The sequence below is a fragment of the Streptomyces sp. NPDC048479 genome (assembly GCF_040651435.1).
In the GTDB taxonomy this organism is placed as follows: Bacteria; Actinomycetota; Actinomycetes; order Streptomycetales; family Streptomycetaceae; genus Streptomyces.
Map to the genome: position 1 here is coordinate 118,471 of NZ_JBEZKA010000003.1, position 26,542 is coordinate 145,012.

Sequence of the window (26,542 nt, forward strand, 5' to 3'; positions counted from 1 at the left end):
TCGACGGCCCGTAGGGTGTCAACCCTGTGGATAACTGAGGTGGACCGATGGAGATCGGGGCGGGATGGACTCCCACGAGGACGAGGACGTCAAACGCGCCAGGAGCCTGAGCTCTGGGCCGCCGCCCGGAGACGCTCCCGAGCCCGCTGACCAGCCCGAATCCCCGACCGAGTCGGAGTCTGAGCCCGAGTCGGAGTCCGAGCCCGGGCCGCAGCCCCTGTACGAGTCCCAGCCCCAGTTCGAGTCCCAGCTCCAGTTCGAGTCCGAGTCCGCCCCCACGCGTGGCATGGCGGCGCTCTCCCTCCCCTACCAGGTGGCCGCCGCCGTCTCGCTCGCGATTATCGGGGCCCTCGCCTGCGTCCACCTGGCCATGGTGTTTCTGCACGTCGCCCCTTCCAACACCGTGACCAAGGAGTACGGCGAGGCGGTCGACGGCTGGATCTATCCCGAGTTCGAGCAGAACTGGAAGCTCTTCGCCCCCAATCCACTCCAGCAGAACGTCGCCGTGCAGGTCAGAGCCGAGTTCACCGTTTCCGACGGCAGCCGCAGGAGCAGCGACTGGATCGACCTCACCGACGAGGACGGCGAGGCGATCCGCGGCAACCTCCTCCCCAGCCATGTCCAGCAGAACGAGCTGCGCCGGGCCTGGGACTTCTACGTCAATGCTCACGACAGCGAGAACCGCCCCAACGGTCTGCGCGGCCAGCTCTCCGAGAGCTATGTCCGCCGCATCGTGATGCAGCGACTGGATGCGCACGATCTGGGCGGCCCCGTCGAGCGGATCCAGCTCAGGTCCTCGACCCGCTCGGTCAAGGCCCCGGAGTGGAGCGACGAGAAGATGGACACCCGCCCCGCCCACCGGGTCCTGCCCTGGTGGACGGTGACTGCCGCTGATCTCCCCGGGGGAGTTCGTAACGGTCGTACGGAGGCGGGCACGTGAACAAAACCGTCGACGGCCGGCTCGCCCGCAGCGTCCAGCGCGTCACCTCCACCGCCCTCGGTCCGTACCAGAGCGCGACCATACGGATCGGCTTCGCCGCCGGCTGGCTGCTCTTCCTTCTGCGCGAGCTGCCCAACCGCCATGAGATGTACGGGCCCAACGGTCCGTGGAGCTGGGAGATGTCGCGGCAGCTCATCGCGGGCAATGAAGCCTTTACCGCGCTCATGTGGTCGGACAACACCCTCTGGTTCGAGATCGTGTACGGCGTCGCTGTGCTGTCCAGCGTGCTGCTGATGCTCGGCTGGCGTACCCGCACCATGTCCGTGCTCTTCATGATCGGCGTACTGTCACTGCAGAACCGTTCCATCTTCATGGGCGACGGCGGCGACAACGTCATCCATCTGATGGCGATCTATCTTGTCCTGACGCGCTGCGGGCAGGTCTGGTCCCTGGACGCACGCCGAGCCGCCCGGGCAGCAGCGGCGGCAGTCCCGGGCCTGCCGCCCCGCGACCGGGTCGGCCCCGCGCTCTGGGTGGTGCTGGGATTCGGCCTGGTCATCGCCACCTTCCTGAACCAGACCGGCTCCTTGGTACTGCTGCTTCTCTGGGGACTGTGGGTGGTGCAGGGGCTCTGGTGGATGGTGAGCCGGTACGCCCCGTCCAGCGAGCCACGAACCCTGCTGGATGTTCTCGCCAACCTCGCGCACAACGCCGCGCTCGTCGTGATCATGGCCGAGGTCTGTCTGATCTATGCGACGGCCGGCTGGTACAAGATCCAGGGCTCGCGCTGGCAGGACGGCACCGCGCTCTACTACCCGCTCAAGCTCGACTACTTCACGCCGTGGCCGGCCCTGTCCGACCTCCTGGCCTCCAGTGGCGTGATGGTGATGGCGCTGACGTACGGCACAGTCATCGTGCAGGTCGCCTTCCCCTTCACGCTCTTCAACCGGCGCGTCAAGAACGTCCTGCTGGCGGCCATGATGATGGAGCACGCCGCGATCGCCGTGCTGCTCGGACTGCCGTTCTTCTCGCTCGCGATGATCGCCGCCGACGCGGTCTTCCTGCCGACCGCCTTCCTGGTCTGGCTCGGCGGCCGGGCCGTGCGAGGGCGGGACCGGCTGTTCTCTCGGGTGGACGTGACGCCGCGGCAGCGGCAGGGAAGCCAGGAGCAGCCCCGTACGCTCGTTGGGTGAGTACCACCGAAGAACCGATTCAGTACGACGAGGCCGCCTTCTTCCCGGGCAAGCAGAGCGTCCCGGAAGAGGTCGGCGTCGGGCCGCACCCGAGGCCGTGGCCGCAGGACGCGCGGTATGACCCCGAGCTACTGGCCGAGGGCGACCGGCGCAACGTTGTCGACGAGTACCGGTACTGGACGCGCGAGGCAATCGTCGCCGAGCTGGACACACGGCGGCACGACTTCCATGTGGCCGTGGAGAACTGGGGTCACGACTTCAACATCGGTTCTGTGGTGCGCACCGCCAACGCTTTCCTGGCGAAGGAGATCCACATCGTCGGCCGGCGACGCTGGAACCGGCGCGGGGCCATGGTCACCGACCGGTACCAGCATGTGCGGCACCACCCGGACACCGAGTCGCTGACCGCCTGGGCGGCGGCCAAGGGTCTGCCGATCATCGGGATCGACAATCTGCCGGGGTCGGTCCCGCTGGAGCGGACCGAGCTGCCAAGGCGGTGTGTGCTGCTCTTCGGACAGGAGGGGCCCGGGCTGACGGAGGAGGCGCGCAAGCACGCGGCGATGGTGTGCTCGATCGCGCAGTTCGGCTCGACCCGCTCGATCAACGCGGGCGCGGCGGCGGCGATCGCGATGCATGCGTGGGTGCAGCGGTACGCGGAGATCCCGGCACCGTAGGGGTATGTGTGAGCGGACGCGAGGCGGTGACCCGTACCCGTCCTACGGGTCACCGCCTGTCCTGCCGTCATGCTCGCCGCTACGCCCGTCGTCACGCCTGGCGGCGGACCTCCACCACACGGAATCGGTTCGAGACGAACGCTCCGTCGCACAGTGCCGCGTTCGCCGCCGGGTTGCCGCCCGAGCCGTGGAAGTCGGAGAACGCCGCGGTCTGGTTGACGTACACCCCGCCCGTCAGATTCAACGAGAGCTGAGCCGACTCCTCCAGGCAGACGTCCTCGATCGCGCGCTCCGTCTCCGCCGAGGTGGTGTACGCGCCGACCGTCATCGCGCCCTTGTCGCGGACCGTGCGCCGCAGCAGCTCCAGCGCGTCCGCCGTCGAGTCCACGGCGACCGCGAACGACACCGGGCCGAAGCACTCCGACAGATACACCGATTCGGCGTCTGGCTTGGCGCCGTCGAGCTTGACCACGACCGGCGTACGGACGACGGCATCCGGGAAGTCGGGGTTGGTGATCTTCCGTGAGGGCAGAGCCACTTCGCCCAGTCCGGAGGCCGCCTCCAGGCGCCCCTTCACATCAGGGTTGACCAGCGCACCCAGCAGGGCATTCGCCCGGGCGTCGTCGCCGAGCAGGCCGCCCACCGAGGCCGCGATATCGGCGACCACCTCGTCGTACGACTTGGGTCCGACGTCCGTCGTGATGCCGTCCCTCGGGATGAGGAGGTTCTGCGGGGTGGTGCACATCTGGCCGCTGTACAGCGACAGCGAGAAGGCCAGGTTGGAGAGCATCCCCTTGTAGTTGTCGGTGGAGTCGATGACGACGGTGTTGACGCCGGCCTTCTCGGTGTAGACCTGCGCCTGGCGGGCATTGGCCTCCAGCCAGTCGCCGAACCCGGTCGACCCCGTGTAGTCGATGATCTTGATCTCGGGGCGTACCGCGAGGGTCTTGGCGATCCCCTCGCCCGGACGCTCGGCGGCCAGGCAGACCAGGTTCGGATCGAACCCCGCTTCGGAGAGCACTTCGCGGGCCACGCGCACCGTGAGCGCGAGCGGCAGCACCGCGCGGGGGTGCGGCTTGACCAGGACAGGGTTGCCGGTGGCCAGGGAGGCGAACAGCCCCGGGTAGCCGTTCCACGTCGGGAAGGTGTTGCAGCCGATCAGCAGGGCGATGCCGCGCCCGGCGGTGGTGAAGGTCTTCCGCAGCTCCAGGGGGTCGCGCTTGCCCTGCGGCTTGGACCACTCGGCGGCGGCCGGCGTGCGGGTCTGCTCCGCGTAGGCGTAGGCGACGGCCTCCAGGCCGCGGTCCTGGGCGTGCGGGCCGCCCGCCTGGAAGGCCATCATGAAGGCCTGGCCGCTGGTGTGCATCACCGCGTGCGCGAATTCATGGGTGCGGGCGCTGATGCGGGACAGGATCTCCACGCAGACCAGAGCCCGCGTTTCGGGGCCGGCCTCGCGCCAGGCGCCCATGCCCGCGCGCATCGCGGGCAGCAGTACATCCAGGTCCGGGTGCGGATACTCGATGCCCAACTCCGGTCCGTACGGCGAGACTTCGCCGCCCGTCCAGTCGTCCGTGCCCGGCTGGTCCAGCTCGAAGCGGGAGCCGCGCATGGCCTCGAAGGCCGCGAGCCCGTCGGCCGGCGCGCTGTCGCCGTACGCCTTGGGGTGCTCGGGATGCGGGGACCAGTACGCGCGGGTGCGGATCGCTTCGAGGGCCTGGTCGAGCGTGGGCCGGTGGGTCTCGGTCAGCTGCATGAAGGACCAACTCCTCGTCGAGCTGGGCAGGGAAGGAATGACAGAGTTAGAGTAACCGAACGATCGGTCGGTACAAGGGGGCCTGTCAAACCTGTGGACAACTCATCGGGGAGGATCACTCCCATGACCGCCATCGAGCCCATCGACGCCATCGACGAGAGCCGTACCGTCGCCGTCGTCGGCACCGGCACCATGGGGCAGGGCATTGCCCAGGTCGCCCTTGTCGCCGGCCATCCCGTACGTCTCTACGACGCCGTTCCCGGACGGGCGGGCCAGGCCGCGGAAGCCATCGGCGCTCGTCTCGACCGACTGGTCGAGAAGGGCCGGATGGACGCCGTCGAGCGCGACGCCGCCCGCGGGCGGCTGCAGCCGGCCGCCGATCTTGCCGAGCTCGCCGACGCGGCGCTCGTCGTCGAGGCGGTCCTCGAGCAACTTGCGGTCAAGCAGGAGCTGTTCACGGCGCTGGAGAAGATCGTCGCGGACGACTGCCTGCTCGCCACCAACACCTCCTCGCTCTCCGTTACGGCCGTCGCGGGCGCTCTGGAGCGCCCCGGCCGCTTCGTCGGACTGCACTTCTTCAATCCGGCGCCCCTGCTCCCCCTCGTCGAGGTCGTCAGCGGCCATGCGACCGACGAGGAGGCGGCCACGCGCGCGTGGGCGACGGCAGCGGCCTGGGGCAAGACTCCGGTGCGCTGTGCCGACACCCCCGGTTTCATCGTCAACCGCGTCGCCCGCCCCTTCTACGCGGAAGCCTTCGCGGTGTACGAGGAGCAGGGCGCCGATCCGGCCACCATCGACGCGGTGCTCAGAGAGTCCGGCGGCTTCAGAATGGGCCCCTTCGAGCTCACCGATCTGATCGGCCAGGACGTCAACGAGGCCGTCACACGTTCCGTCTGGGAGTCCTTCTTCCACAGTCCCAAGTTCCTCCCTTCCCTCGCGCAGCGCCGTCTTGTCGAGTCGCGCCGCCTGGGCCGGAAGTCCGGCCAGGGCTGGTTCTCGCACGCGCAAGAGGCGACGAAGCCCGCGCCGCACACCGCGGAGCCGGCGGACGCCCCCGAGTCCGTCGTGATCGAGGGTGATCTGGGGCCCGCCGGGGAGCTGATCGCGATGATCAGGGAAGCGGGCATCACGGTGCGGCACGAGAACGACGACAAGGGGACGCGGCTGGTCCTGCCCAGCGGAGGTCAGCTGGTACTCGCCGACGGCCAGACGTCCGCCGAATTCCGCGATGTCGTCTACTTCGATCTGGCACTCGACTACCGGTCCGCGACCCGGATCGCCCTGTCCGCCGCCGACAGCGTCGAGGAGCAAACGCTCAAACAGGCGACCGGTCTCTTCCAGGCGCTCGGCAAGCAGGTCAGCGTCATCGGTGACATACCGGGCATGATCGTCGCCCGTACCGTCGCGATGCTCGGCGACCTGGCGCTGGACGCGGTCGCCAAGGGGGTCGCGACCAGGGAGGACATCGACACGGCGATGCGCCTCGGGGTCAGCTACCCCCTGGGGCCGGTCGAATGGAACGAAAGACTCGGACGTGGCTGGGCGTGGGAACTGCTCGGCAACCTTCATGAGAGCGTGCCGACCGGACGCTACGCCCGGTCCCTCGCGCTCCATCAGTGGTCCTACGAGACCTCACAGGAGGACGCCTCATGACCACCGCCAAGCGCGATACGTACACCCCTGAGACGCTGCTGACCGTCGCCGTCCGGATCTTCAACGAGCGCGGGTACGACGGCACGTCCATGGAGCACCTCTCCAAGGCGGCCGGCATCTCCAAGTCCTCGATCTATCACCATGTCGCGGGCAAGGAGGAACTGCTGCGCCGTGCGGTCAGCCGGGCGCTCGACTCGCTCTTCGCGATCCTTGACGAGCCGGGCGCCGTACGGGGACGGACCATTGAGCGGGTCGAGTATGTGACCCGGCGCACCGTGGAGGTGCTGATGGCCGAGCTGCCCTATGTGACGCTCCTGCTGCGCGTACGGGGCAACACAAAGACCGAGCGGTGGGCGATGGAGCGGCGCCGCGAGTTCGACCAGCGGGTTGCCGATCTGCTCAAGGCTGCCGCGGCGGACGGTGATCTCCGCGCGGACATGGACATCCGGCTGGCGACCCGGCTGCTCTTCGGCATGGTGAACTCCCTGGTGGAGTGGTACCGGCCGCATGCGGGTGGCGGCTACGACGGCGATCAGGTCGCCGAGGCGGTCGTACGACTGGCCTTCGACGGGCTGCGGACGGGCTCCTAGAGCCGACTGAGCCGACTGAGCCGCCGCGGGGCCGACGGGGCCGACGGGGTCGACTAGGCCGACTGGAGCCACGGCTCATTGAGCCGACCGGGCCCACTGAACCGACCGATCCCCAGCCGGGCCTACAGGAGCGGCTCTGCGTCCCGGGGCGGCTCCGCGATCTGCCCCGGGCCCGGATCGAGATCCGTCTCCTCGAAGACCAGCAGCGTGCGCGTGGACAGCACTTCCGGGATGGACTGGAGCCTGGTCAGGACGAGCTCGCGCAGCGTGCGGTTGTCCGGGGTGTGTACCAACAGGAGTACGTCGAAGTCTCCGCTGACCAGCGCGATATGGGTGGCGCCGGGCAGCGCCTGCAGCTGCTCGCGCACCGTGCGCCAGGAGTTCTGCACGATCTTGAGCGTGATGTAGGCGGAGGCACCCTGACCTGCCCGCTCATGGTTGACGCGCGCGCTGAAGCCGCGGATCACACCGTCATCGATGAGCCTGTTGATACGGGCGTAGGCATTCGCGCGGGAGACATGGACCCGTTCAGCCACGGAGCGGATCGAGGCGCGACCGTCCGATTGCAGGATGCGCAGGATGTCTCGGTCGATGGCGTCGAGCGGTCGCGCTGGAGGGGCCTGCTCCGCGCGGTCACCACCCTCGGCCATTTGTTCAGCTGCCATATCCCCCCGCCTCCCTGGCATGGACGACCTGTCTCCATCACAGGCTGTGGAGAACCGTTTGTCCACAGGCTGAAGGCGCCTGTAGCCAAAATGCGTCCACGACCGAACAATCGGTAGGTGAGGCGCGACACACTCGCGCCACTTCGTCATTGCTTTCGTCGTCGCTCCCACGAGGAGGTGCTCGCGTTGAGAAAGAGCAGCATGACGGTCCAAGAGCTGCCCGGTGCCGCTGACGCCTACCGGCCCACCCCGCCCCCGGCGTGGAAGCCCCGGACCGACCCCGCACCACTGCTCCCGGACCCGGAGCCGTACCGCGTGCTCGGCACAGATGCCGCAGCCGGTGCCGACCCCGAGCTGCTGCTGCGGCTGTACGCGCAGCTGGTGCGCGGCCGCAGGTACAACGTCCAGGCGACCGCCCTGACCAAGCAGGGCCGGCTGGCCGTCTACCCGTCGAGCACCGGGCAGGAGGCGTGCGAGGTGGCGGCTGCGCTGGCGCTGGAGGAGCGGGACTGGCTCTTCCCCAGCTACCGCGACACCCTCGCGGCCGTGGCGCGCGGCCTCGACCCCGTACAGGCGCTGACGCTGCTGCGCGGCGACTGGCACACCGGATACGACCCGCGTGAGCACCGCATAGCGCCCCTGTGCACGCCCCTCGCCACGCAGCTGCCGCACGCCGTGGGCCTGGCGCACGCCGCCCGGCTCAAGGGCGACGACGTCGTCGCGCTCGCCATGGTCGGCGACGGCGGCACCAGCGAGGGCGACTTCCACGAGGCGCTGAACTTCGCCGCCGTATGGCGGGCCCCCGTCGTCTTCCTCGTCCAGAACAACGGCTTCGCCATCTCGGTCCCGCTGGCCAAGCAGACCGCGGCCCCTTCGCTGGCCCACAAGGCCGTGGGGTACGGAATGCCCGGCCGGCTCGTCGACGGCAACGACGCGGCGGCGGTGCACGAGGTGCTCGGTGAGGCCGTGGCGCGGGCCAGGCGTGGTGGCGGTCCGACGCTGATCGAGGCCGTGACGTACCGCATCGACGCACATACGAACGCCGACGACGCGACCCGCTACCGGGGCGAGAGCGAGGTCGAGACCTGGCGTGCACACGATCCGATCCGGCTGCTGGAGCGGGAGTTGACGGAGCGAGGGCTGCTCGACGAGGACGGCATACGGGCGGCTGCCGAGGCGGCCGAGACGATGGCCGCGGATCTGCGCGAGCGGATGAACGCAGACCCGGTGCTCGACCCGATGGACCTTTTCGAGCATGTCTACGCCGAGCAGACGAGCCAGCTGCGGGAGCAGTCGGCACAGCTGCGGGCCGAGCTGGACGCGGAGGGAGAGGCGCGATGACCACGGCCGCGGTGAAGCCCGCTTCCATGGCTCAGGCCCTGCAGCGCGCGATGCGCGACGCGATGGCCGAGGACCCGGCCGTTCATGTGCTGGGGGAGGACGTCGGCACGCTCGGCGGGGTCTTCCGGGTGACGGACGGGCTCTCCAAAGAGTTCGGCGAGGACCGCTGTACCGACACCCCGCTCGCGGAGGCGGGCATCCTTGGCACCGCTGTCGGCATGGCGATGTACGGGCTGCGGCCGGTCGTCGAGATGCAGTTCGACGCCTTCGCCTATCCGGCGTTCGAGCAGCTGATCAGCCATGTGGCGCGGATGCGGAACCGCACCCGGAGCGGGATGCCGCTGCCGATCACCGTGCGCGTGCCCTACGGCGGCGGAATCGGCGGCGTCGAGCACCACAGCGACTCGTCCGAGGCGTACTACATGGCGACTCCGGGGCTCCATGTCGTCACGCCGTCCACGGTCGACGACGCATACGGGCTGCTGCGGGCCGCGATCGCCTCCGACGACCCGGTGGTCTTCCTGGAGCCGAAGCGGCTGTACTGGTCGAAGGCGCAGTGGTCGCCGGAAGCGCCGTCCGTGGTCGAACCGATAGGCCGGGCCGTCGTCCGGCGTCCCGGGCGCAGCGCCACGCTCATCACGTACGGGCCGTCCGTGCCGGTCTGCATGGAGGCGGCGGAGGCCGCCGCGGCCGAGGGCTGGGACCTGGAAGTCGTCGATCTGCGCTCGCTGGTGCCCTTCGACGACGAGACTGTCTGCGCGTCCGTGCGGCGCACGGGCCGGGCGGTCGTCGTCCACGAGTCCACCGGCTTCGGCGGTCCCGGAGGAGAGATCGCCGCGCGGGTGACGGAGCGCTGCTTCCACCATCTGGAGGCGCCGGTGCTGCGGGTCGCAGGGTTCGACATTCCGTATCCGCCGCCGATGCTCGAACGGCATCATCTGCCGGGAGTGGACCGAGTGCTGGACGCGGTGGCGCGGCTGCAGTGGGAGGCGGGGAGCTGATGGCCCAGGTGCTCGAATTCAAGCTCCCCGACCTCGGGGAGGGGCTGACCGAGGCGGAGATCGTCCGCTGGCTGGTGGCCGTGGGCGATGTCGTCGCGATCGACCAGCCGGTCGTCGAGGTCGAGACGGCCAAGGCGATGGTGGAGGTGCCGTGCCCGTATGGGGGTGTGGTGACCGCGCGCTTCGGCGAGGAGGGCACGGAACTGCCGGTCGGGGCGCCCCTGCTGACGGTCGCGGTCGGTGCCATGGAATCGGACGGATCCGCGGGAGCTTCGGGCTCGTCCGACTCCTCGGGATCCGCCGGCGAATCGTCCGGCAATGTGCTGGTCGGCTATGGGACGGGGGCGCCGGCTGCGCGCAGGCGCCGTATCCGGCCTGCCGCGCCGACTGCCGCCGCGCCTGTCACAGCTTCGGCGGCCGCCTCGGCTCCGGCGCCTGTTGAGGCGCCCGTCGAGGCTCCGGTGCCCGTTGCGGACGTGATGCAGGGCGGGCCCGTGCCCGTCATCTCGCCGCTCGTCCGCAGGCTCGCCCGTGAACACGGTCTCGATCTGCGCCGGTTGACCGGGTCGGGGCCGGACGGTCTGATCCTGCGTGCCGATGTCGAGCACGCCATGCGGGCCGCCGAGACGACTGCCGCGCCGGAGCCCGCCGTGGCCGCCACCGCGGCCGCCTCCGGAACGCGCGGTGAGCGTGTACCGCTGCGTGGCATCCGCGGGGTCGTGGCCGACAAGCTGTCCCGCAGCCGGCGCGAGATACCGGACGCCACCTGCTGGGTCGACGCTGACGCGACCGAGCTGATGGCCGCGCGAGCCTCGATGAACGCCGCGGGCGGTCCGAAGATCTCGCTGCTGGCGCTGCTCGCCCGGATCTGTACCGCCGCGCTCGCCCGCCACCCGGAGCTCAACTCCACAGTGGACATGGAGGCCAGGGAGATTGTGCGCCTGCCCGAGGTGCACCTCGGGTTCGCGGCTCAGACCGAGCGAGGCTTGGTCGTCCCCGTCGTACGGGATGCGCACAGCCGCTCGGCCGAGTCGCTGACCGTGGAGTTCGGGCGTCTGACGGATGCTGCCAGGGACGGGACGCTGACTCCGGCGGATCTGACCGGCGGGACGTTCACACTGAACAACTACGGGGTCTTCGGCGTCGACGGCTCCACGCCGATCATCAATCACCCGGAGGCGGCCATGCTCGGCGTCGGCCGGATCGTGCCGAAGCCATGGGTGCACCAGGGCGAGCTGGCTGTCCGCCAGGTCGTCCAGCTGTCGCTGACCTTCGACCACCGGGTCTGCGACGGCGGCACGGCAGGCGGTTTCCTGCGGTTTGTGGCCGACTGCGTGGAGCATCCGGCGGTGCTGCTGCGCAGCCTGTAGATCCACCGGACGGTCCACCCCGTCCACATGCCAAGAGAGATCCAAACGGGGCTCCCCGCCCAAGCGATCGCGGCCCATACTTCAGGGATGACCGCGTATGACGCCATCGTGCTCGCCGGAGGTGCCGCAAAGCGGCTGGGCGGGGCCGACAAGCCTGCGGTGAGCGTGGGCGGGCGGGCCCTGCTCGACCGTGTGCTCGGGGTGTGCCGCGACGCCGGGCGCACCGTTGTCGTCGGGGGACGGCGGGTCACCGCGCGCCCCGTGGTCTGGGCGCGCGAGGAGCCCCCGGGCGGTGGGCCGCTCGCCGCGCTGGACGCCGGCGTGCGGCAGATCGGGGCACCGGCCGTCCTGGTGCTCTCCGCCGATCTGCCGTTCCTGGGGGAGCGGACGGTGCGGCAGCTGATCCACGCCCTCGACACGAGCGGGCGGGAGGCGGCCCTGCTCACCGATCCCGGCGGTCGTGACCAGCCCCTCGTGGCGGCGTACCGCACCGAACCGCTGCGCCGTGAACTCGCGCTCCTCGCCACCGAGCACGGGAGTCTGGCCGGGCTGCCATTGCGTCTGCTGACGCAGGAATTGGACCTCGCCCGGATCGCCGCGGAGCCGCTCGCCTCCTTTGATTGCGACACCTGGGAGGACATCTCCGCAGCCCGGGCCCGTATCAGGGAGCATGGGAACGTGCTGGACGAATGGATCACCGCAGTCAAGGACGAACTCGGCATCGAACTCGACGTCGACACCGGCGTCCTGCTCGACCTCGCCCGGGACGCCGCGCATGGCGTAGCGCGTCCCGCCGCACCGCTCACCACCTTCCTGGTGGGCTACGCAGCCGCCAGGGCGGGCGGCGGCCCGGAGGCGGTCGCCCAGGCCTCCCGCAAGGCCGCCGCGCTGGCCGCGCGCTGGGCCGACGAGGCCGATCAGGCCACCCCTGGCACCGCGGCCGGTCCGGCCGCCTCCGGCGGGAAGCCCGACAAGCCCCCCAAGACCGACGAGGCCGACGCCGGATGACCGGTCAGGACCACGAGGCCGACGCCGCCGACGGAACCGTGGACGAGTCCGATGCGGACGGCGTCGAGGAGGCCCTCGCGCTGGTCGGCCGCCGGACCCGGCAGACGCCGGCGCCCGTCCCCGGCACGGCCCGGCACCGTGCCGCCCCCTGGCCCGACGCCCGCGCTCTCGCCGCCCGCCTCGGACGGGCCGCTCCGCCGCGCACCCAGCGCGTGCCTCTCGATCAGGCCCTCGGCCGGGTTCTCGCCGAGCCGCTCACCGCGCTCTGCGATCTGCCCCCCTTCGACACCTGCGCAATGGACGGCTGGGCCGTCGCGGGGCCCGGTCCATGGACCGTTCAGGGCGACGGCTCGATCCTCGCCGGGCACGCCGACGCCCCGCCGCTCCCCGATGGAGCGGCCGTACGGATCGCCACCGGCGCCCGTATTCCGCCCGAGGCCACCGCGGTGATCCGCACCGAGCACTCCCGTACCGACACGGACAAGGGCCAGCTGTACGCCGAGCGCGAGGTGGTCCCCGGTCAGGACATCCGGCCGCGTGGACAGGAGTGCCGCTCCGGCGACCAACTGCTGCCTGCCGCATCCCTGGTGACCCCGGCGGTACTCGGCCTTGCCGCGGCCGCCGGCTACGACGAGCTGCTCACGGTCCCCCGGCCCCGCGTCGAGGTCCTTGTCCTCGGCGATGAGCTCCTCACCGCCGGACTCCCCCACGATGGCCTGATCCGCGATGCCCTGGGGCCGATGATCGGTCCCTGGCTGCGCGCTCTCGGTGTCGAGGTCATCGCCACGCGCCGCCTCGGTGACGACGCCGAAGCCCTCCATGAGGCCGTCACCACCTCCGATGCCGACCTCCTCCTGACCACCGGTGGCACGGCTGCGGGTCCGGTCGACCATGTCCACCCGGTGCTGCGGAAGGCGGGTGCGGAGCTGCTGGTCGACGGAGTCGCCGTACGCCCAGGTCATCCGATGCTGCTGGCCCGGCTCGCGCCCGACCCGCACCGGCCGGACGGATCCCGGGACAGATATCTGGTGGGGCTGCCCGGCAATCCACTCGCTGCCGTCTCCGGGCTCCTCACCCTCGCCGAGCCGCTGTTGCGTGCGCTCGCGGCCCGGTCCGCCCCTGCCCCGTATCGCGCCCCCGTACGTGACGAGGTGCACGGGCACCCGTACGACACCCGCCTTGTGCCCTTCGTCCACCGCGCCGACCAGCTGGTCCCGCTGCACTACAACGGACCGGCCATGCTGCGCGGTATCGCCGCCGCCGATGGTCTTGCCGTCGTGCCGCCGGGCGGCGCGCGTGCCGGTGACGAGCTGGAGGTTCTCGATCTGCCCTGGGCGCCATCGAACGCCCAGGATGGGTGTTTCACGTGAAACTTCCCGGTCGTGACGCCATTGCCCGCGATGCCGACGAGCGCCTGGTCACCAGCCGGGTGAAACTCCCCGCCGTATCGTCGAGCGCCCGCTCCGCCAGGTCGCCAAGCGGGTGATGATGGCGCTGGGGTGCTGGCGCTGACGATGCTGCTCGTCTGGTCCGACCGGGCCGGCTACCAAAACAACTCCGACGGCTCCGTCGACTTCCTCGACTCCGTCTACTACGCGACGGTCACCCTCTCCACGACGGGACACGGCGACATAGTCCCGTACAGCGACGGAGCCAGGCTCACCAATGTGCTGGTGGTGACGCCGCTGCGTGTGCTCCTTCTGATCATCCTGGTCGGTACCACTCTCGAGGTCCTCACGGAGCGGACCCGGGAGGAGTGGCGGCTGAACCGCTGGAGTCAACGGTTCGCCGGATGCGCCACAAGTAGAGCCTGGTCAGCCGTGTGACTTCGCCCGCGTCACCGTGATCAGCCGATCGCCGGGCCTGAGCGTCGCGGCGTCCGGGTGGTCGTAGCCCAGAATCTCGCGCCTGCGCACGACAGCGACGACCAGGTCTGTGCACACGCGGGCTGATCGGCCCACTTCCTCGTCCGTCACCGGCCGCTCAGACAAATCAAGCCCGCTGCCATAAGTCATCAACTCGTCCAACACCGTGCCCACATAAGGCTTGGTGGTGGAGAGCCCGAGCAGCCGTCCGGCCGAACTGGAGCTGGTTACTACGGCATCGGCTCCACTCTGCTTGATCAGCGGTACGTTCTCCTCTTCCCGGACAGCCGCGACGATGGAGGCCCGCCTGTTGAGCTGTCTCGCGGTGAGCGTGACCAAAGTGGCTGTGTCGTCCCGCTGGGGGGCGATGATCACTCGTGCGGCGCGCGGCAACTCTGCTCGAAGCAGTGTTTCGGAGCGGGTTGCGTCCCCGTGGACAGCCACGAAGCCGTCACTACTGGCGGCATCCACTGCCTTCCTTTGTGGATCGATGACAACGACCTTGTCCTTGGGGGTTCCCTGGCCGAGCAGCGTTGCGATGGCGTGACGACCCTTGGTTCCGTAGCCGACGACGACCACGTGATCTCGGGTGCGGCTCTTCCAACGGTGAACACGAGCCTGCTGCCGCGTTCGTTCGGTGAGGACTTCGAGTGTGGTGCCCACCAAGATGATCAGGAAGAGCACACGCAACGGGGTGATCAGAAGGATGTTGGTCAGGCGTGCGCTGTCGCTGTGCGGAACGATGTCGCCGTATCCGGTGGTGGAGAGGGTGACCGTCGCGTAGTAGAACGCGTCGAGGAGATCGACCGAGTTGTTGGCATTGTCGTGGTAGCCGTCGCGATCGACGTAGACGACAGCCACTGTCGCCAGCAGTACGCCCAGGGCCATGGTGACGCGTCGTAGGACTTGCTGAAGTGGAGGCACCACGCCCATGACCGGCATGACGACGGTACGGGCAGTGTCGGCGTCGACCTGGCCGGCAGTCCGCGTGCCGGACCAGAGAGACCGGAAAACCGAGGGTCTTGCTGTCCCGGCCGACTGCGTCTCGTCTTTCATGACCGGCCCTCGCGTGCAGTGATCCGTTCATTCAGCATGCCGACCATGCTTGCGTACCGGACCGGGGAATGGTGTGTATCCGGGAGGCTTGATCTCGGCTCGCCATGGCTTTGGCCCGGTAAGGGTGAGAGGACGGTTGTCGCCAATCGACGGGCCACTCCACGCGGTTTCCCCAGCCGAGGTACGGCCGCTCTCGGTGCTCCGGAAAGTGCTGGATGCGCAGCCGCTGTGTGTGGTGCATGGGCAGAGTGTCGAGCTCCTCCGGCGATACGAACCGTAGTTCCGTGGACTCGTCAGGGATGGCAAGTTGACCGCCGAGTACGCGTGCTGTGAAGCAGACGTTGAATTGACGGCGTACCTCGCCGTCCGTGTAGGCGTCGACGGTGACGGCGGCGCCTCGGATGCCGTACTCACGTTCCGGTCTCGACCATGGCTGCGGGGTGTGGCATCAGTACCGCAATGCGTTGCGGACCTCGGCGGTCACCGTGCTGTTCAGGTCCCGGTTACTCCGGGCGGTGGCGTGGGCCGTGCCGCCCGCGGTGACCTGGGGGACCTCGAGGACGACCACATCGACCAGGTTGCCTGACTGGTCCTTGAAATTGACCACGATGGTGTAGCGCCTCGGCTTCGAGTCGTGGTTGGCGACGTTCACCGGGACATCCGCCCGGCCGTTGGAGCCGGTCGCGATGCTGCCGAGGGTGACGTCCGCCTTGGCGTCCAATCCGCCCTTCACCTTTGCCAACGCAGACGACGCAGCCGCCTCGGCGGAAGCGACCGCAGAGGCCACCGCCGACGCTGCCGTGGTTCTGGCCGCGGAGGCAAGGGCGGACGCCTTCGACCTCGCGGCAGAGGCCGCCGACGACGCGGGGGAACTTGGAGACTCGTTCGACGAACAGCCGGTCAGTCCGGCCCAGCTGAGCATGACGGCCACCCAAGCAGCAGTGCATCGGTTGACCTGGCGTTCCATGGCTTCTCCCGACTCGACGGCACTTTCCCGTCCACCGTCGGCTGTCCCGGCCCGCCGCACCAGCCACGCGTGGCACCCGGGTGACGTCGACAGACAGTCGACAGGATCGCCGCCAGTAACGGCCCCCTGCCGAGTGAGGCCCGGACCGCCCCAGCGTGGCCTTCCGCTGGGCGGCCTCCTCTTGATGCTTGGCGATCACCATCGTCGAAAGTGCCTTGTCCGCCTCCGGACCCGCGATCTTCGTTCCGCCGCACCCGGCGGGGACACTGCCGGTGCGGGCACGTGTAGTAGAAGTACCCCTCCGGCTTGCTTCGGCTCTTCGCAGCCTTCGTCACCCGCAAGGGCGCTCCGCACCCGTCGCGGTCGCAGCGGAGCGTGCCGTGCAACAGGTACTTGCGAGTGTTGTGCGCACCGTCAACGCGGTCGCCGTTCGGGGTTACGCCGCGCTTGAGATCTTCCAACGCGCCTTCGAAGACGGGGCGGATGACGCGATATCCGATCTCACCGTTTGACAGACGGACCCGCTTGCGCTTCCAGGCGCTGATGTCCGGCTCCTCGTACGTGTGGACGTACCGCCCGCCTCGCTGCTCCCCGAACTTGCGGCTGTCCTTCTCCTGCTCGTCCCGGTTCTTGATGTCGCGCCCGGTCAAGGGGCGGAATTCCTTCCTGGCGTGTGTGGTGTCGGTACCGTCGCTCCCATCGGCACCGGGGCCATCGTCGGGCTCGAAGGAAAGCCGGACGAGACCGGTCCAGTTCCGGACTTCAAGATCGCCCCAGCGTGCCCGCTTCACGAGATCATCGGTCCTGCTCATAGGTTACTTTCGGAAATCCGCTGGAGGCTTCGCTTGCGTGAGCACACGGTCATCGTCGGCTTCGGCACCAAGGGGCGGTCCGCGATGCAGACGCTGACCGCGACAGGCCTGAAGAAGGCCCAGATCATCGTCGTCGACCCCAGCGCCAAGGTGATCGAGGCCGCCGACGCCGAGGGCTTTGTGGGGGTGATCGGCGATGCGACCCGCAGCGATGTGCTGATCCGCGCCGAGGTTCACAAGGCCCGCCAGATCGTCATCGCGACACAGCGCGACGACACTGCGGTTCTGGTCGCGCTGACTGCGCGCCAGCTCAATCGGGGCGCGAAGATCGTCGCCGCGGTCCGCGAGGAGGAGAATGCGCCGTTGCTGCGCCAGTCCGGCGCGGATGCGGTGATCACCAGCGCGAGCGCGGCCGGTCGGCTGCTGGGCCTGTCCGTGCTCAGCCCCAGCGCGGGCACGGTGATGGAGGACCTGATCAAGCAGGGCAGCGGCCTCGACCTCATCGAACGGCCGGTGATAAAGGCCGAGGTGGGCCGCAGTGTGCGGGAGACCGACGATCTGGTGGTGAGCGTGCTGCGCGGGCACCGGCTGATCGGCTACGACGACCCGGCGGCGAGTCCGCTGCAGCTGACGGATCGCCTGATCACGATCGTGCGTGCGTCGAAGGTCCAGCCCCTCAACCCGCCTGAGTAGGCCCACTCCGGAGTAGCCTCGCGGCCATGCATGCGATCACGATTCCCGAACCTGGCGGTCCCGAGGCGCTTGTGTGGGCCGAGGTGCCCGATCCCGTACCCGGCGAGGGAGAAGTCCTCGTCGAGGTCGTCGCGAGCGCCGTCAACCGTGCCGATCTGCTGCAGCGGCAGGGCTTCTACGACCCGCCGCCCGGCTCGTCCCCGTACCCCGGCCTCGAGTGCTCGGGCCGGATCTCGGCGCTCGGGCCGGGTGTCTCGGGGTGGGCTGTGGGCGACGAGGTGTGTGCCTTGCTGGCAGGCGGCGGTTACGCGGAGAAGGTCGCCGTGCCGGCGGGGCAGCTGTTGCCGGTGCCGGAGGGGCTGGATCTTGTCACGGCCGCGGCGCTGCCCGAAGTGACGGCCACGGTGTGGTCGAACGTGTTCATGATCGCGCACCTGCGGCCGGGTGAGACGCTGCTGGTCCATGGTGGTGCGAGCGGTATCGGCACGATGGCGATCCAGCTCGCGAAGGCGGTGGGCGCGCGGGTGGCGGTCACCGCGGGCGGGCCCGAGAAGCTGGCGCGCTGTGCGGAGCTGGGCGCGGACATCCTGATCGACTACCGCGAGCAGGACTTCGTGGAGGAGCTGCGGAAGGCGACGGACGGGGCGGGCGCGGACGTCATCCTCGACATCGTCGGCGCGAAGTATCTGGACCGGAATGTGAAGGCGCTGGCGGTCAACGGCCGCCTTGCCGTGATCGGCCTGCAGGGTGGCGTCAAGGGCGAGCTGAACCTGGCGATGCTGCTCGGCAAGCGGGCCGCCATCGCGGCGACGTCGCTGCGGGGCCGCCCGCTCGGTGAGAAGGCGTCGATCATGGCGGCTGTACGGGAGCATGTGTGGCCGCTGATCGAGGGGGGCCTGGTCCATCCGGTGGTGGACCGCATGGTTCCGCTGCCGGACGCGGCGGAGGCGCATCGGGTGCTGGAGTCGGGCGCGAATGTCGGCAAGGTGCTGCTGGTGGCGCCTACGGCGGGCTGACCTGACTCGCCCCTGGGTGTGGGGGACCGAAGCACCCCCACACCCCTGAGCGTCATGCAACAGCAGCCTCAGACCCCGTCAGGCTGGGCGACTACAAATACGGCCCCGAGCGGATTGCGCCGTGGGGGCCCTCTTCGTCGGCTTCGTGAGAGGCGCCGGGCGGGAGGGCGCGGCGCATCTGTTCGAGTTGGGCGCGGGCCGCCATCTGCTGGGCGAACAGCGCCGTCTGGATTCCGTGGAAGAGACCCTCCAGCCAGCCCACCAACTGGGCCTGCGCAATGCGCAGTTCGGCCTCGGACGGGATCGCCTCGTCGGTGAAGGGGAGGCTGAGGCGTTCGAGTTCCTCAACAAGCTCCGGAGCCAGGCCGTCCTCCAGCTCCTTCACCGAGCTGGCGTGGATCTCCTTGAGCCGGACCCGGCTCGCCTCGTCCAGAGGTGCTGCCCTGACTTCCTCCAGCAGCTGCTTGATCATGCTTCCGATGCGCATGACCTTCGCAGGCTGTTCGACCATCTCTGTCACCGGGACCTCGCGCGACTCGTCGTCACCGTCACCGCCGCCGAGTGCCATCCCGTCCTGTCCCACAACAAGGACGTGGGGGCTCTCCTGCGACCGTTCATTCCTCGGCATCTCCATGCCGCCATTCTCTCGCATCGGTGCCTCACCACACGGTGTGCCCCCGTACGAGGGTGATCCACCCTCGTACGGGGGCACAAAACCCCAGGTTGTACCGGTCAGGTCGCCTCGCGGCGGGACAGCGCCCCGCGGGAGCGGGTGACCACTGCCGCCAGGAGCGCGGCGCCCAGCGGAACGGCGATGAGCAGCGCGGCCAGGGTCGCCCAGGGCACGATGATCGGTACATACGGTGTCGAATTGAACGAGCCGAAGCCCTGGTCCAGCGCCTGCTCGTAGAACTTCATCTGCTGGCGCTTCTCGGTGAGCCGCAGCCCGACCGCCGGGAGCACGCCCGCCGCCGAGCCCAGCAGCACACCCATCGCAGCCACCACGCCGCACTGGAACCCGCTGAGCGTCCTGCGGACCCGCGGCGGCGCGCCGACCGCGGCGAGCGTCTTCAGATCGGCCTCGGCATCCGCCTGGGCGAGGCCCGTGGCGATACCGGCCGCACCGATGGTGATCAGTCCGGCGAAGACGGTCAGCGCCAGCAGGATGATGCTGTTCTCGCTGGTGTAGCCCTCTTCGACATACAGGTTGATGTCGGAGCCGGTCTTGTCGAGCTCTCCGTCCAGCCGCTGGCGCTGCTCACTGCTCGGCATCTTGTCGGTGGAGTAGTACGCGCCGAGCGGGACGGTGTTCATACCGGAGGCCTTGGCCGCGGCAGTCGGCACGATCATCGAGACACCGTACGAGGTGGGCTCACCGGCGACCTGGTGCGCGGTGAACGTCTTGATCTCGCCGGGTGCCTCCTTGCCCTTCTCCGAGGCCGCGTCGGCCTTCTTGGTGTCGGTGACCAGACGGATGCTGATCTTTCCCTTGGTGTCGAGGTTGCGCTTGTCGAACGAGAGGATCTGTCCGGCAGCCAGTGCCTTCCCGGCCGCCGCGTCCTCGATTCCGAGCACCTTCAGCAGCTTGGCGTCGCCGACCAGCACACCGCTGTCGGCGTACGCGGAGCCCCCGCCCGAGTTCTCCATGCAGCGCCAGTCCTGGCTGAGCTTGCGGCGTTCGGCCTTGCTGAACTTCGTCGAAGGGTCCTCGTTCGGCTTGGCCGGGTCGGTCATCCACAACGGGCACTGGTTGGCCTTGGGCACGACGACCTCGTAGCGGCCGCAGCCCTCTGCACCGCCGTACATCGAGCAGTTGGACTTCCCGACGGAGATACGGTCCACATCGGCCCGTACGTCGATCGGCAGCATCTTCTGCACGGTGGCGCGCACCGCAGGCACGTCCCGCCCGCCGGCCTCGTCGAGCATCACGGCGACCACGCCGTGGGGCAGGCGCGCCTCGTACTCGGCCCTGCCCTGGGCGTCGCTGCTCGCGGCGTAGGTCGCCACGGCCACCGTGCCCGCGACGGCGGCCAGCACCGCGGCCACGGCGGGAGCCGTACGGCCCCGGTTGCGTACCGCGTCACGCAGCGCGAGGCGCGGCGAGAGCGGAAGGATGCGTCCGGTCCGGCCGAACAGGCCCACCAGGGCGGGGGTCAGCGCGACCACGCCCAGCTCGGCGATGGCGCTGCCGCCCGCGACGACGATGGACTCGTCGGTCATCGTCGACCCGTAGAGCGCGATCGCAGCGCCCAGACCGACCGCGATCAGCCCGATCACCGGGAGCACCCGGCTGCTCTTGCGTACACCGCGACGGCCGGTGAGCGAGGCGAGCACGCTCTGCCGGGAGGAGGTGACGGCCGGGACGATCGCGGCCATCAGGCCCGTGAACACGGCGAGCAGCCCGATGCCGAGCAGCTCCAGCGGCCGTACGTCGAAGCTGCCGAAGCGCTTGCCCAGGTAGTCCTCGAGCAGCGGCTGCAGCGCGAAGGTGAGGAGCAGACCGAGGATGGTGCCGACGACGGCCGCGGCGAAACCGATCACCAGACCGCCGGCGAGGACGATGGCACGGATATGGCGCCGGTCACCGCCGTTGGCGCCGACCAGACCGAGCTGGCGGCGCGAGCGCCGGGCGCCGACCGCGAAGGCGGGCCCTGCCAGCAGACAGATCTCCAGCATCGCGAGGCCGACGACGGTGCCGACGGCCGCGAGGGCCGCGGCCTTGGCGGCCGTGCTCTCCTCGTAGTTGCCCCAGCCGTCTTGCTCGTAGATCGGGATCTCGGACCTGGCCGGCGGGTCGAGGGCGACGGCGCGTGAATTGACCGTCACGCCCTTGGCGTTGGCCTGCTTGACCATGTTCCACGTGAAACCACCGGAGATGCGCACCAGCTGCGTAGTGCTCGCTTCGGTGCCGGGCAGTCCGGACTTTTCGAGAGCCTTGTCGAGCGGGGTGAGCAGCGCGCCGGGCAGCGCGTTGACCTGGTCGGTTTCCAGCGCGTCGGGGAGTTCGTATGCACCGACGATCTTGTACTCGCGGTCGAGCCCGCGCGCTGTGAGCGTGGAGCCCACCTTCAGACCGCTGGACTCCAGGAAGTGCGTGGTCGCGGCGACCTCGTCGGCCTTCTGCGGGAGCCGGCCGTGGTCGACGACCATGATGCCCTTGGCCATCGGGTCGGAGGACTTCAACTCGCGGATCTCGGTGTTCAGCAGACCGTGCGTGGTGCGGAGCTTGCCCGAACCCTGCGAGTCCGTCAGGGACTTGGCGCCGGCAGGCAGTGCCTTGTTGATATCGGTCTTGCCGTCGGGCCACGGCTTGTTGTCGAAGTTCCCCACCGGCGTGGAGCTGTTGGCGTCCGGTGTCTGCATGATGGGCACACCGCCCATGCCTGGATCTGTCAGCCGTGCGTCGGCCGCCCCCAGCGAACGCTCAAGGCTCTGCTCGGTGGAGAGCTCGGCGCTGCGCAGGGTCAGATCCGCGGCGCTCACGCCGAGGATGGGAAGGGCGATCATCGCCAGGACGAGGAAGCTCCGGCCCTTGGAGCGCCAGGCGTCTCGGCGGGCGATACGGATCGCGGCCCGCCAGGAGTGATACCAGGTCATCACAGTTCTGCCGCCTGGCCGGAGAGCAGCGAGTCGGCCTGGCTGCGGATGGTCTGGTCGACTACGGCGCCGTCGCGCAGGAAGACCACGCGGTCCGCCCAGGCCGCGAAGCGCGGTTCGTGGGTCACGAGAATGCCGGCCGCGCCACCGTCGCAGCGCGAGCGCAGCAGGGCGAGAACGGACTCGCCGGTCTCGGAGTCCAGTGCGCCGGTCGGCTCGTCGGCGAGGACGAGACGCCGCTCGCCGACCAGGGCGCGAGCGATGGCCACCCGCTGCTGCTGACCGCCCGACATCTCGTCCGGGAAGCGGTCGGCGAGATGGCCGAGGTCCATCTCCTCCAGGGCGGCGACGGCCTCGGTACGGGCCCTGCGTGCGGAGATCCCGTCGAGTTCGCGCGGCAGGGCGACATTCTCGGCGGCGGTGAGGGCCGGGATGAGGTTGTAGTCCTGGAAGACATAGCCGATGCTGCGGCGGCGCAGGGCGGCGAGCGTCTTGCGGTCGGCGGTGGTGATGTCGGTGTTCTCCACGATCACCCGTCCCGAGGTGGGCGCGTCGAGGCCGCCCGCGATGGTGAGCAGCGTGGACTTGCCGGAGCCCGACGGGCCCATGACGGCGACGAGTTCGCCCGGAAAGACATCGAGGTTGATGCCGCGCAGGGCATGCACCTCGGTGGCGCCGCTGCCGTGGACGCGGGTCAGTTGCTGGAGTTGCAGCACTGGTTGCTGTGACGGCTGTGACTGGTGGTCGGACATGAAGGGTCCCCCCTTGGACGGATGGCGTTCGTACGAGCGGATGTACGGAGACTGGGTGGCCGGTGGCCGGTGGCCGGTGGCCCGGAGATGAGCGGGAAGCCGCGGGAAGCTCGGGTGGGCTACGTCGGCGGTGCGGGCGGCGCGTGCGCCGGAGACGTGGACTGCGTCGAGGACGCGGGGGGCGGCGGAGATGCGGAATGCGGCGGAGGTTCGGGGTGCGGCGGGGGCGAGATCAGGGAAGCGGTCGTCGCGTGCCCGGCTGCCCGCTCGGCCGCCGCTGAGAGGCGGATCAACCGCACCTCGCAATGGTCGAGCCAGCGCGCCTCGGCTTCGGTCTGGAAGATCAGCTGCTCCAGGACGAGCAGCCAGGCCACGTCGTCACGCTCCTGCGAGCCCCCGCTCTCGATGGCGGCGAGGGCCTGCGCCTTGAGCCGGGTGTAGTCCTGCATCGCCTTCACGGTGTGGTGGCGCTGGGACTGGATGACGGCACGGATGTCCACGCCGGGCGCACCGACCGCCATCGCGAGCTTGATGGCCAGCTCGTCACGGGGCGGACTGCTGCGGTCCACGGGCGTCTCGAACCAGCTCTTCAGCTCGGCGCGCCCTGCATCGGTGATGACGTACAGCGCATGGCCGGCGTCGTCCTCGCCGTCCTGCGCGACCATGCCGTCGCGCTCCAGGCGGTTGAGGGTCGTATAGACCTGCCCGACGTTGAGCGGCCAGGTGGCACCGGTGCGCGACTCGAACTCCGTACGGAGCTGGGAGCCGTAGCGAGGACCGGGCTCCAGAAGGGCGAGAAGCCCGTGGCGGATCGACATACTCAGTATGTATACCGAGTATGGCGGACTCGGCAACCATCGAGAGACGGAGTCTGTGCGTCCGTCTTGAGGGGGACATGATGATCAACGGCGCCTCAGTCGCACGCCCAGGAAGCCGATTCCGAGCCCCATGAGCGTCATCCCGGCCCCCAGTGACAGCGGCGAGATCTGGTGCCCGACGACCTCGGGGACGGCCTGAGGGGCCTGCTGATGTGCGGCGGCGGGGACGGAAGGGGTCGGAGTGGGGATCGGGGAGTCCTGGGGATCCTCCTGCTCCTCCGTCTGGAGTTCCTCATCCTCCGTGGGAGGGGGCTCGGACGCGGACAGTCGCGTGTCGGACGGAGCGGAATGAGACGCGGACGCTGCGTCGGACGGCGTACGGTGCGGCCGGTCGGGGTGGTCCTGGCGGTCGGGATGGTCGGGATGGTCGGGATGGTCGGGGCGGACCGGCCGGTCCGGGCTCTCTGACTCACTCGGGCTCGTGCTCCTGGGAGACCGCCCGGGCCGCGGACGCCCTTCCCCGGCATGCCGCCCCGCAAGGGACGCCGAGACGTTGGGCCTGGCCGTCGGAGTGCGGTCGGAGGTCTCGGACTCCTCGTCGGCGTACGCGTGGGGCGTGGCCAGCAGCAGGAGTGACGCGACCGTGATCGCGCACTGTGTGCGGAGCCTTGGAGTCACCGGGTGACCCCCCTCCCGTGCCGAGTCGCCGAGATATCGGACTCAGCGTCACATGGCATGACACTTCCGGCATCTCGGGGCGGGAGAACGGGGAACGGCCCGGCACGCGGAGCGCGTGCCGGGCCGTTCCCCGGAAACGGGCCGTTCCCGAAAGCGGTGCGGGTCGGGCTAGCCGGCCTTGCCCGTGGAGATCGTGATCTCGAACTCCTGGCTCTTCGGTACGACAGCCTCGCCGGAGCTCGGGTACTGCAGGATGACGGCGTCCTTGGCGTACTGAGGGTTGTTCTCCTCGGTCACCTTCCAGGTCCAGCCGGCTGCCCGCAGGCAGTCCTTGACCGAGAGGAGGTCCTTGTAGAGGAGATTGGGAGCCTGGACCTTCGCCGGGTCATTGCCGTCTTCCGTGGCGTCCGAGCACTCCGTCGCCTCGATGGTCCGCGTACGGTCCGGGGCCAGGGCCCCGGCCTCCGCCGACTGGCTCGCGCTCGGGTCGTCGCCCGCGTTGTCGCCGCCACCCGGGTCGTCCTTGTTCAGCGCGAGCGCCGTGATCAGACCGCCGATCGCCAGCAGTGCCACCACGATGGCGCCCACGATGACCGGCATGTTCCGCTTGCCACCACCGCCGCCCGAAGCCGTCGTCGGCTGCGGCGACATGGTGTACGGAGGCGGCGTCGAGGACATCGGGGCAGGCGCCTGGTACGCCGACGCCGGAGGGGGCGTCTGATACCCCGGTGCCGGGGCGGGCGTCTGCGGGTACCCGTACTGAGGCGTGGGAGCCGACGTCGGCGTAGGAGTCGGCGGCCCGTACGGACCCGGCTGGTACGGCGTCTGCACGCTCTGCGGCGCCGGAGTCGACTGGTCCAGCGGCGGGAAGACCGCGGAGCCGACGCCCGCGCCACTGCTCGCCGGCGCGCCACCGATGATCACCGGTGCGCCCGTCTGCCCGGCACTCGCCACCCGCGCGCACTCGTCGCGCATCGCCGCGGCGCTCGGGAAACGCTCGTTCGGGTTCTTCTTCAGCGCCCGTGCGACCAGCGCGTCCATCGCCGGAGTGACGGAGCGGTTGATCGTCGACGGGGCGACCGGCTCTTCCTGTACATGCGCGTACGCGATCGCCAGCGGTGAGTCCGCGTCGAACGGGATTCGCCCGGTCAGCAGCTGGAACAGCATGATGCCGACCGAGTACAGGTCGGACCGCGCGTCGACGCCGCGTCCCAGCGCCTGCTCCGGCGACAGATACTGCGGCGTTCCGACCACCATCCCGGTCTGCGTCATCGAGGTGACGCCCGACTGCATGGCGCGCGCGATGCCGAAGTCCATCACCTTGACGATGCCGCGCTTGGTCATCATCACGTTGCCGGGCTTGATGTCGCGGTGGACCAGGCCCATTTCATGGCTGGTCTCCAGCGCGGCCAGCACATCGGCCGTCACCTTCAGCGCCTTGTCCGCCGGCATCGCGCCGTACTGCTGGATGTCCGCCTGCAGTACGGATCCCAGCGGCTGGCCCTCGACGTACTCCATGACGATGTACGGCATCAGCGCGCCGTCGAGCTCGTCCTCGCCGGTGTCGAAGACCGACACGATATTGGTGTGCGACAGCTTGGCGACGGCCTGCGCCTCGCGCCGGAAGCGTTCGCGGAAGGACTGCTCGCGACCCAGCTCCGTGTGCAGCGTCTTGATGGCGACCTGGCGGTCCAGCGCGGAGTCGTACGCCAGATAAACGGAGGCCATGCCGCCTTCGCCGAGCAGGTCGCGTAGCTGATACCGGCCGTTCGCTACGGAACCACCCGCGTAGCGGCCCTGTGCGCCGTCCTGGCTCATGACTGTGCATCCCCCTCGGCGCGAAGGCGCGGTGGCACGCGATGGTTCGCGTCGCTCGCTGATCTCTGCGCTGTGCTGTGTGATTTATGCCGCGTGATCCATGTCCCGGATCGGTTTTCCGTGATCCGTATTACGGGGCAAGTCTGCCCGAGGGGCCCGGCACGTCAAGCCAGGTGCCCGTTCCGTGACCGTACGCACAAGAAGCGTCTCGGAAGCGTTACAGGAAGAGCATGGAATTTGCCTGCCCGCAGGGGCAGCAGGTTTGATGGCCGGTCCATCTCG

22 protein-coding genes and 3 pseudogenes are annotated in these 26,542 nt (G+C 69.5%); 14 read left to right on the forward strand and 11 right to left on the reverse strand.

Going from position 1 to position 26,542, the window contains the following annotated elements:
• Window positions 1–64: 64 nt before the first annotated feature.
• From AB0D12_RS05810 to AB0D12_RS05820, 3 genes are read left to right on the forward strand one after another with little or no spacing between them, the layout of a single operon-like run.
• The gene (locus tag AB0D12_RS05810) at window positions 65–940 is read left to right on the forward strand and encodes a DUF5819 family protein (RefSeq protein WP_362677466.1); all 876 of its coding nucleotides are present in this window, start codon (window positions 65–67) and stop codon (window positions 938–940) included.
• Window positions 937–2,133, forward strand: a complete 1,197-nt coding sequence (locus AB0D12_RS05815) for an HTTM domain-containing protein (RefSeq protein WP_362677467.1) — start codon at window positions 937–939, stop codon at window positions 2,131–2,133. The genes AB0D12_RS05810 and AB0D12_RS05815 overlap by 4 nt, the downstream gene beginning before the upstream one ends.
• A 17-nt stretch (window positions 2,134–2,150) precedes the next feature.
• Entirely contained in the window at window positions 2,151–2,807 is a 657-nt protein-coding gene (locus AB0D12_RS05820) for a TrmH family RNA methyltransferase (RefSeq protein WP_362677997.1), read from the forward strand.
• Window positions 2,808–2,898: 91 nt separating this feature from the next.
• Here AB0D12_RS05820 and paaN read toward each other — a convergent pair whose 3' ends face one another.
• Window positions 2,899–4,560 (reverse strand): phenylacetic acid degradation protein PaaN, encoded by a 1,662-nt coding sequence (paaN, locus tag AB0D12_RS05825; RefSeq protein ID WP_362677469.1) that lies wholly within the window; start codon window positions 4,558–4,560, stop codon window positions 2,899–2,901.
• Between the two features lie 141 nt (window positions 4,561–4,701).
• Here paaN and AB0D12_RS05830 point away from each other — a divergent pair, with 141 nt between their 5' ends.
• Entirely contained in the window at window positions 4,702–6,213 is a 1,512-nt protein-coding gene (locus tag AB0D12_RS05830; protein ID WP_362677999.1) for a 3-hydroxyacyl-CoA dehydrogenase, read from the forward strand.
• A complete protein-coding gene (locus AB0D12_RS05835) occupies window positions 6,210–6,803 on the forward strand; it encodes a TetR/AcrR family transcriptional regulator (protein ID WP_362677471.1) in 594 nt (197 codons plus the stop codon). The genes AB0D12_RS05830 and AB0D12_RS05835 overlap by 4 nt, the downstream gene beginning before the upstream one ends.
• 122 nt (window positions 6,804–6,925) lie before the next feature.
• Here AB0D12_RS05835 and AB0D12_RS05840 read toward each other — a convergent pair whose 3' ends face one another.
• Window positions 6,926–7,453, reverse strand: a complete 528-nt coding sequence (locus tag AB0D12_RS05840) for an Lrp/AsnC family transcriptional regulator (protein ID WP_362678001.1) — start codon at window positions 7,451–7,453, stop codon at window positions 6,926–6,928.
• 216 nt (window positions 7,454–7,669) lie between these two features.
• Between AB0D12_RS05840 and pdhA the strand changes: the two genes are divergently transcribed.
• The 6 genes and pseudogenes from pdhA to AB0D12_RS05870 form a co-directional block, all read left to right on the forward strand.
• Window positions 7,670–8,809, forward strand: a complete 1,140-nt coding sequence (gene pdhA / locus AB0D12_RS05845) for a pyruvate dehydrogenase (acetyl-transferring) E1 component subunit alpha (protein ID WP_327324857.1) — start codon at window positions 7,670–7,672, stop codon at window positions 8,807–8,809.
• Window positions 8,806–9,810 (forward strand): alpha-ketoacid dehydrogenase subunit beta, encoded by a 1,005-nt coding sequence (locus AB0D12_RS05850; protein WP_362677473.1) that lies wholly within the window; start codon window positions 8,806–8,808, stop codon window positions 9,808–9,810. Before pdhA ends, AB0D12_RS05850 begins: the two co-directional genes overlap by 4 nt.
• Entirely contained in the window at window positions 9,810–11,180 is a 1,371-nt protein-coding gene (locus tag AB0D12_RS05855; RefSeq protein ID WP_362677475.1) for a dihydrolipoamide acetyltransferase family protein, read from the forward strand. The genes AB0D12_RS05850 and AB0D12_RS05855 overlap by 1 nt, the downstream gene beginning before the upstream one ends.
• 87 nt (window positions 11,181–11,267) lie before the next feature.
• Window positions 11,268–12,188, forward strand: a complete 921-nt coding sequence (locus tag AB0D12_RS05860) for an NTP transferase domain-containing protein (protein ID WP_362677477.1) — start codon at window positions 11,268–11,270, stop codon at window positions 12,186–12,188.
• Window positions 12,185–13,558 carry a molybdopterin molybdotransferase MoeA gene (locus AB0D12_RS05865; protein WP_362677479.1) on the forward strand — a complete coding sequence of 458 codons (1,374 nt, stop codon included), beginning with the start codon at window positions 12,185–12,187 and terminating at the stop codon, window positions 13,556–13,558. Before AB0D12_RS05860 ends, AB0D12_RS05865 begins: the two co-directional genes overlap by 4 nt.
• Window positions 13,546–13,963: pseudogene (locus AB0D12_RS05870) on the forward strand (potassium channel family protein); the annotation flags it as partial. The gene AB0D12_RS05865 and the pseudogene AB0D12_RS05870, both read left to right, overlap by 13 nt.
• A gap of 39 nt (window positions 13,964–14,002) precedes the next feature.
• Here the strand turns inward: AB0D12_RS05870 and AB0D12_RS05875 are convergent.
• The 3 genes and pseudogenes from AB0D12_RS05875 to AB0D12_RS05885 form a co-directional block, all read right to left on the reverse strand.
• Window positions 14,003–15,109, reverse strand: coding sequence for a potassium channel family protein (locus AB0D12_RS05875; protein WP_362677481.1), 1,107 nt, complete (start codon window positions 15,107–15,109; stop codon window positions 14,003–14,005).
• 175 nt (window positions 15,110–15,284) lie between these two features.
• A pseudogene (locus AB0D12_RS05880) lies at window positions 15,285–15,485 on the reverse strand (DNA mismatch repair protein MutT); the annotation flags it as partial.
• Between the two features lie 72 nt (window positions 15,486–15,557).
• The gene (locus AB0D12_RS05885; protein WP_362677483.1) at window positions 15,558–15,830 is read right to left on the reverse strand and encodes a hypothetical protein; all 273 of its coding nucleotides are present in this window, start codon (window positions 15,828–15,830) and stop codon (window positions 15,558–15,560) included.
• Window positions 15,831–16,456: 626 nt separating this feature from the next.
• On the opposite strand from AB0D12_RS05885, the gene AB0D12_RS05890 reads away from it, so the two are divergent.
• The 3 genes and pseudogenes from AB0D12_RS05890 (at window position 16,457) to AB0D12_RS05900 (ending at window position 18,597) form a co-directional block, all read left to right on the forward strand.
• Window positions 16,457–16,588 (forward strand): hypothetical protein, encoded by a 132-nt coding sequence (locus AB0D12_RS05890; RefSeq protein ID WP_362677485.1) that lies wholly within the window; start codon window positions 16,457–16,459, stop codon window positions 16,586–16,588.
• 318 nt (window positions 16,589–16,906) lie between these two features.
• Window positions 16,907–17,581 (forward strand): annotated as a pseudogene (locus AB0D12_RS05895) (NAD(P)-binding protein); the annotation flags it as partial.
• Window positions 17,582–17,607: 26 nt separating this feature from the next.
• Complete coding sequence (locus AB0D12_RS05900; RefSeq protein WP_362677487.1) at window positions 17,608–18,597, forward strand: NAD(P)H-quinone oxidoreductase; 990 nt, start codon at window positions 17,608–17,610, stop codon at window positions 18,595–18,597.
• A 91-nt stretch (window positions 18,598–18,688) separates the two neighbouring features.
• Here AB0D12_RS05900 and AB0D12_RS05905 read toward each other — a convergent pair whose 3' ends face one another.
• From AB0D12_RS05905 to AB0D12_RS05930, 6 genes are all read right to left on the reverse strand, one after another.
• Window positions 18,689–19,231, reverse strand: coding sequence for a bacterial proteasome activator family protein (locus AB0D12_RS05905; protein ID WP_327324866.1), 543 nt, complete (start codon window positions 19,229–19,231; stop codon window positions 18,689–18,691).
• A 98-nt stretch (window positions 19,232–19,329) separates the two neighbouring features.
• Window positions 19,330–22,197, reverse strand: a complete 2,868-nt coding sequence (locus tag AB0D12_RS05910; protein WP_362677489.1) for an ABC transporter permease — start codon at window positions 22,195–22,197, stop codon at window positions 19,330–19,332.
• Window positions 22,194–22,946, reverse strand: coding sequence for an ABC transporter ATP-binding protein (locus AB0D12_RS05915; RefSeq protein WP_362677491.1), 753 nt, complete (start codon window positions 22,944–22,946; stop codon window positions 22,194–22,196). The genes AB0D12_RS05910 and AB0D12_RS05915 overlap by 4 nt, the downstream gene beginning before the upstream one ends.
• 119 nt (window positions 22,947–23,065) lie before the next feature.
• On the reverse strand, window positions 23,066–23,764 hold the full coding sequence (locus tag AB0D12_RS05920) for a PadR family transcriptional regulator (RefSeq protein WP_362677493.1): 699 nt from the start codon (window positions 23,762–23,764) through the stop codon (window positions 23,066–23,068).
• Between the two features lie 84 nt (window positions 23,765–23,848).
• Window positions 23,849–24,442, reverse strand: a complete 594-nt coding sequence (locus tag AB0D12_RS05925; protein ID WP_362677494.1) for a hypothetical protein — start codon at window positions 24,440–24,442, stop codon at window positions 23,849–23,851.
• 168 nt (window positions 24,443–24,610) lie between these two features.
• Window positions 24,611–26,260 carry a protein kinase gene (locus AB0D12_RS05930; RefSeq protein WP_362677496.1) on the reverse strand — a complete coding sequence of 550 codons (1,650 nt, stop codon included), beginning with the start codon at window positions 26,258–26,260 and terminating at the stop codon, window positions 24,611–24,613.
• Between the last annotated feature and the right edge of the window lie 282 nt (window positions 26,261–26,542).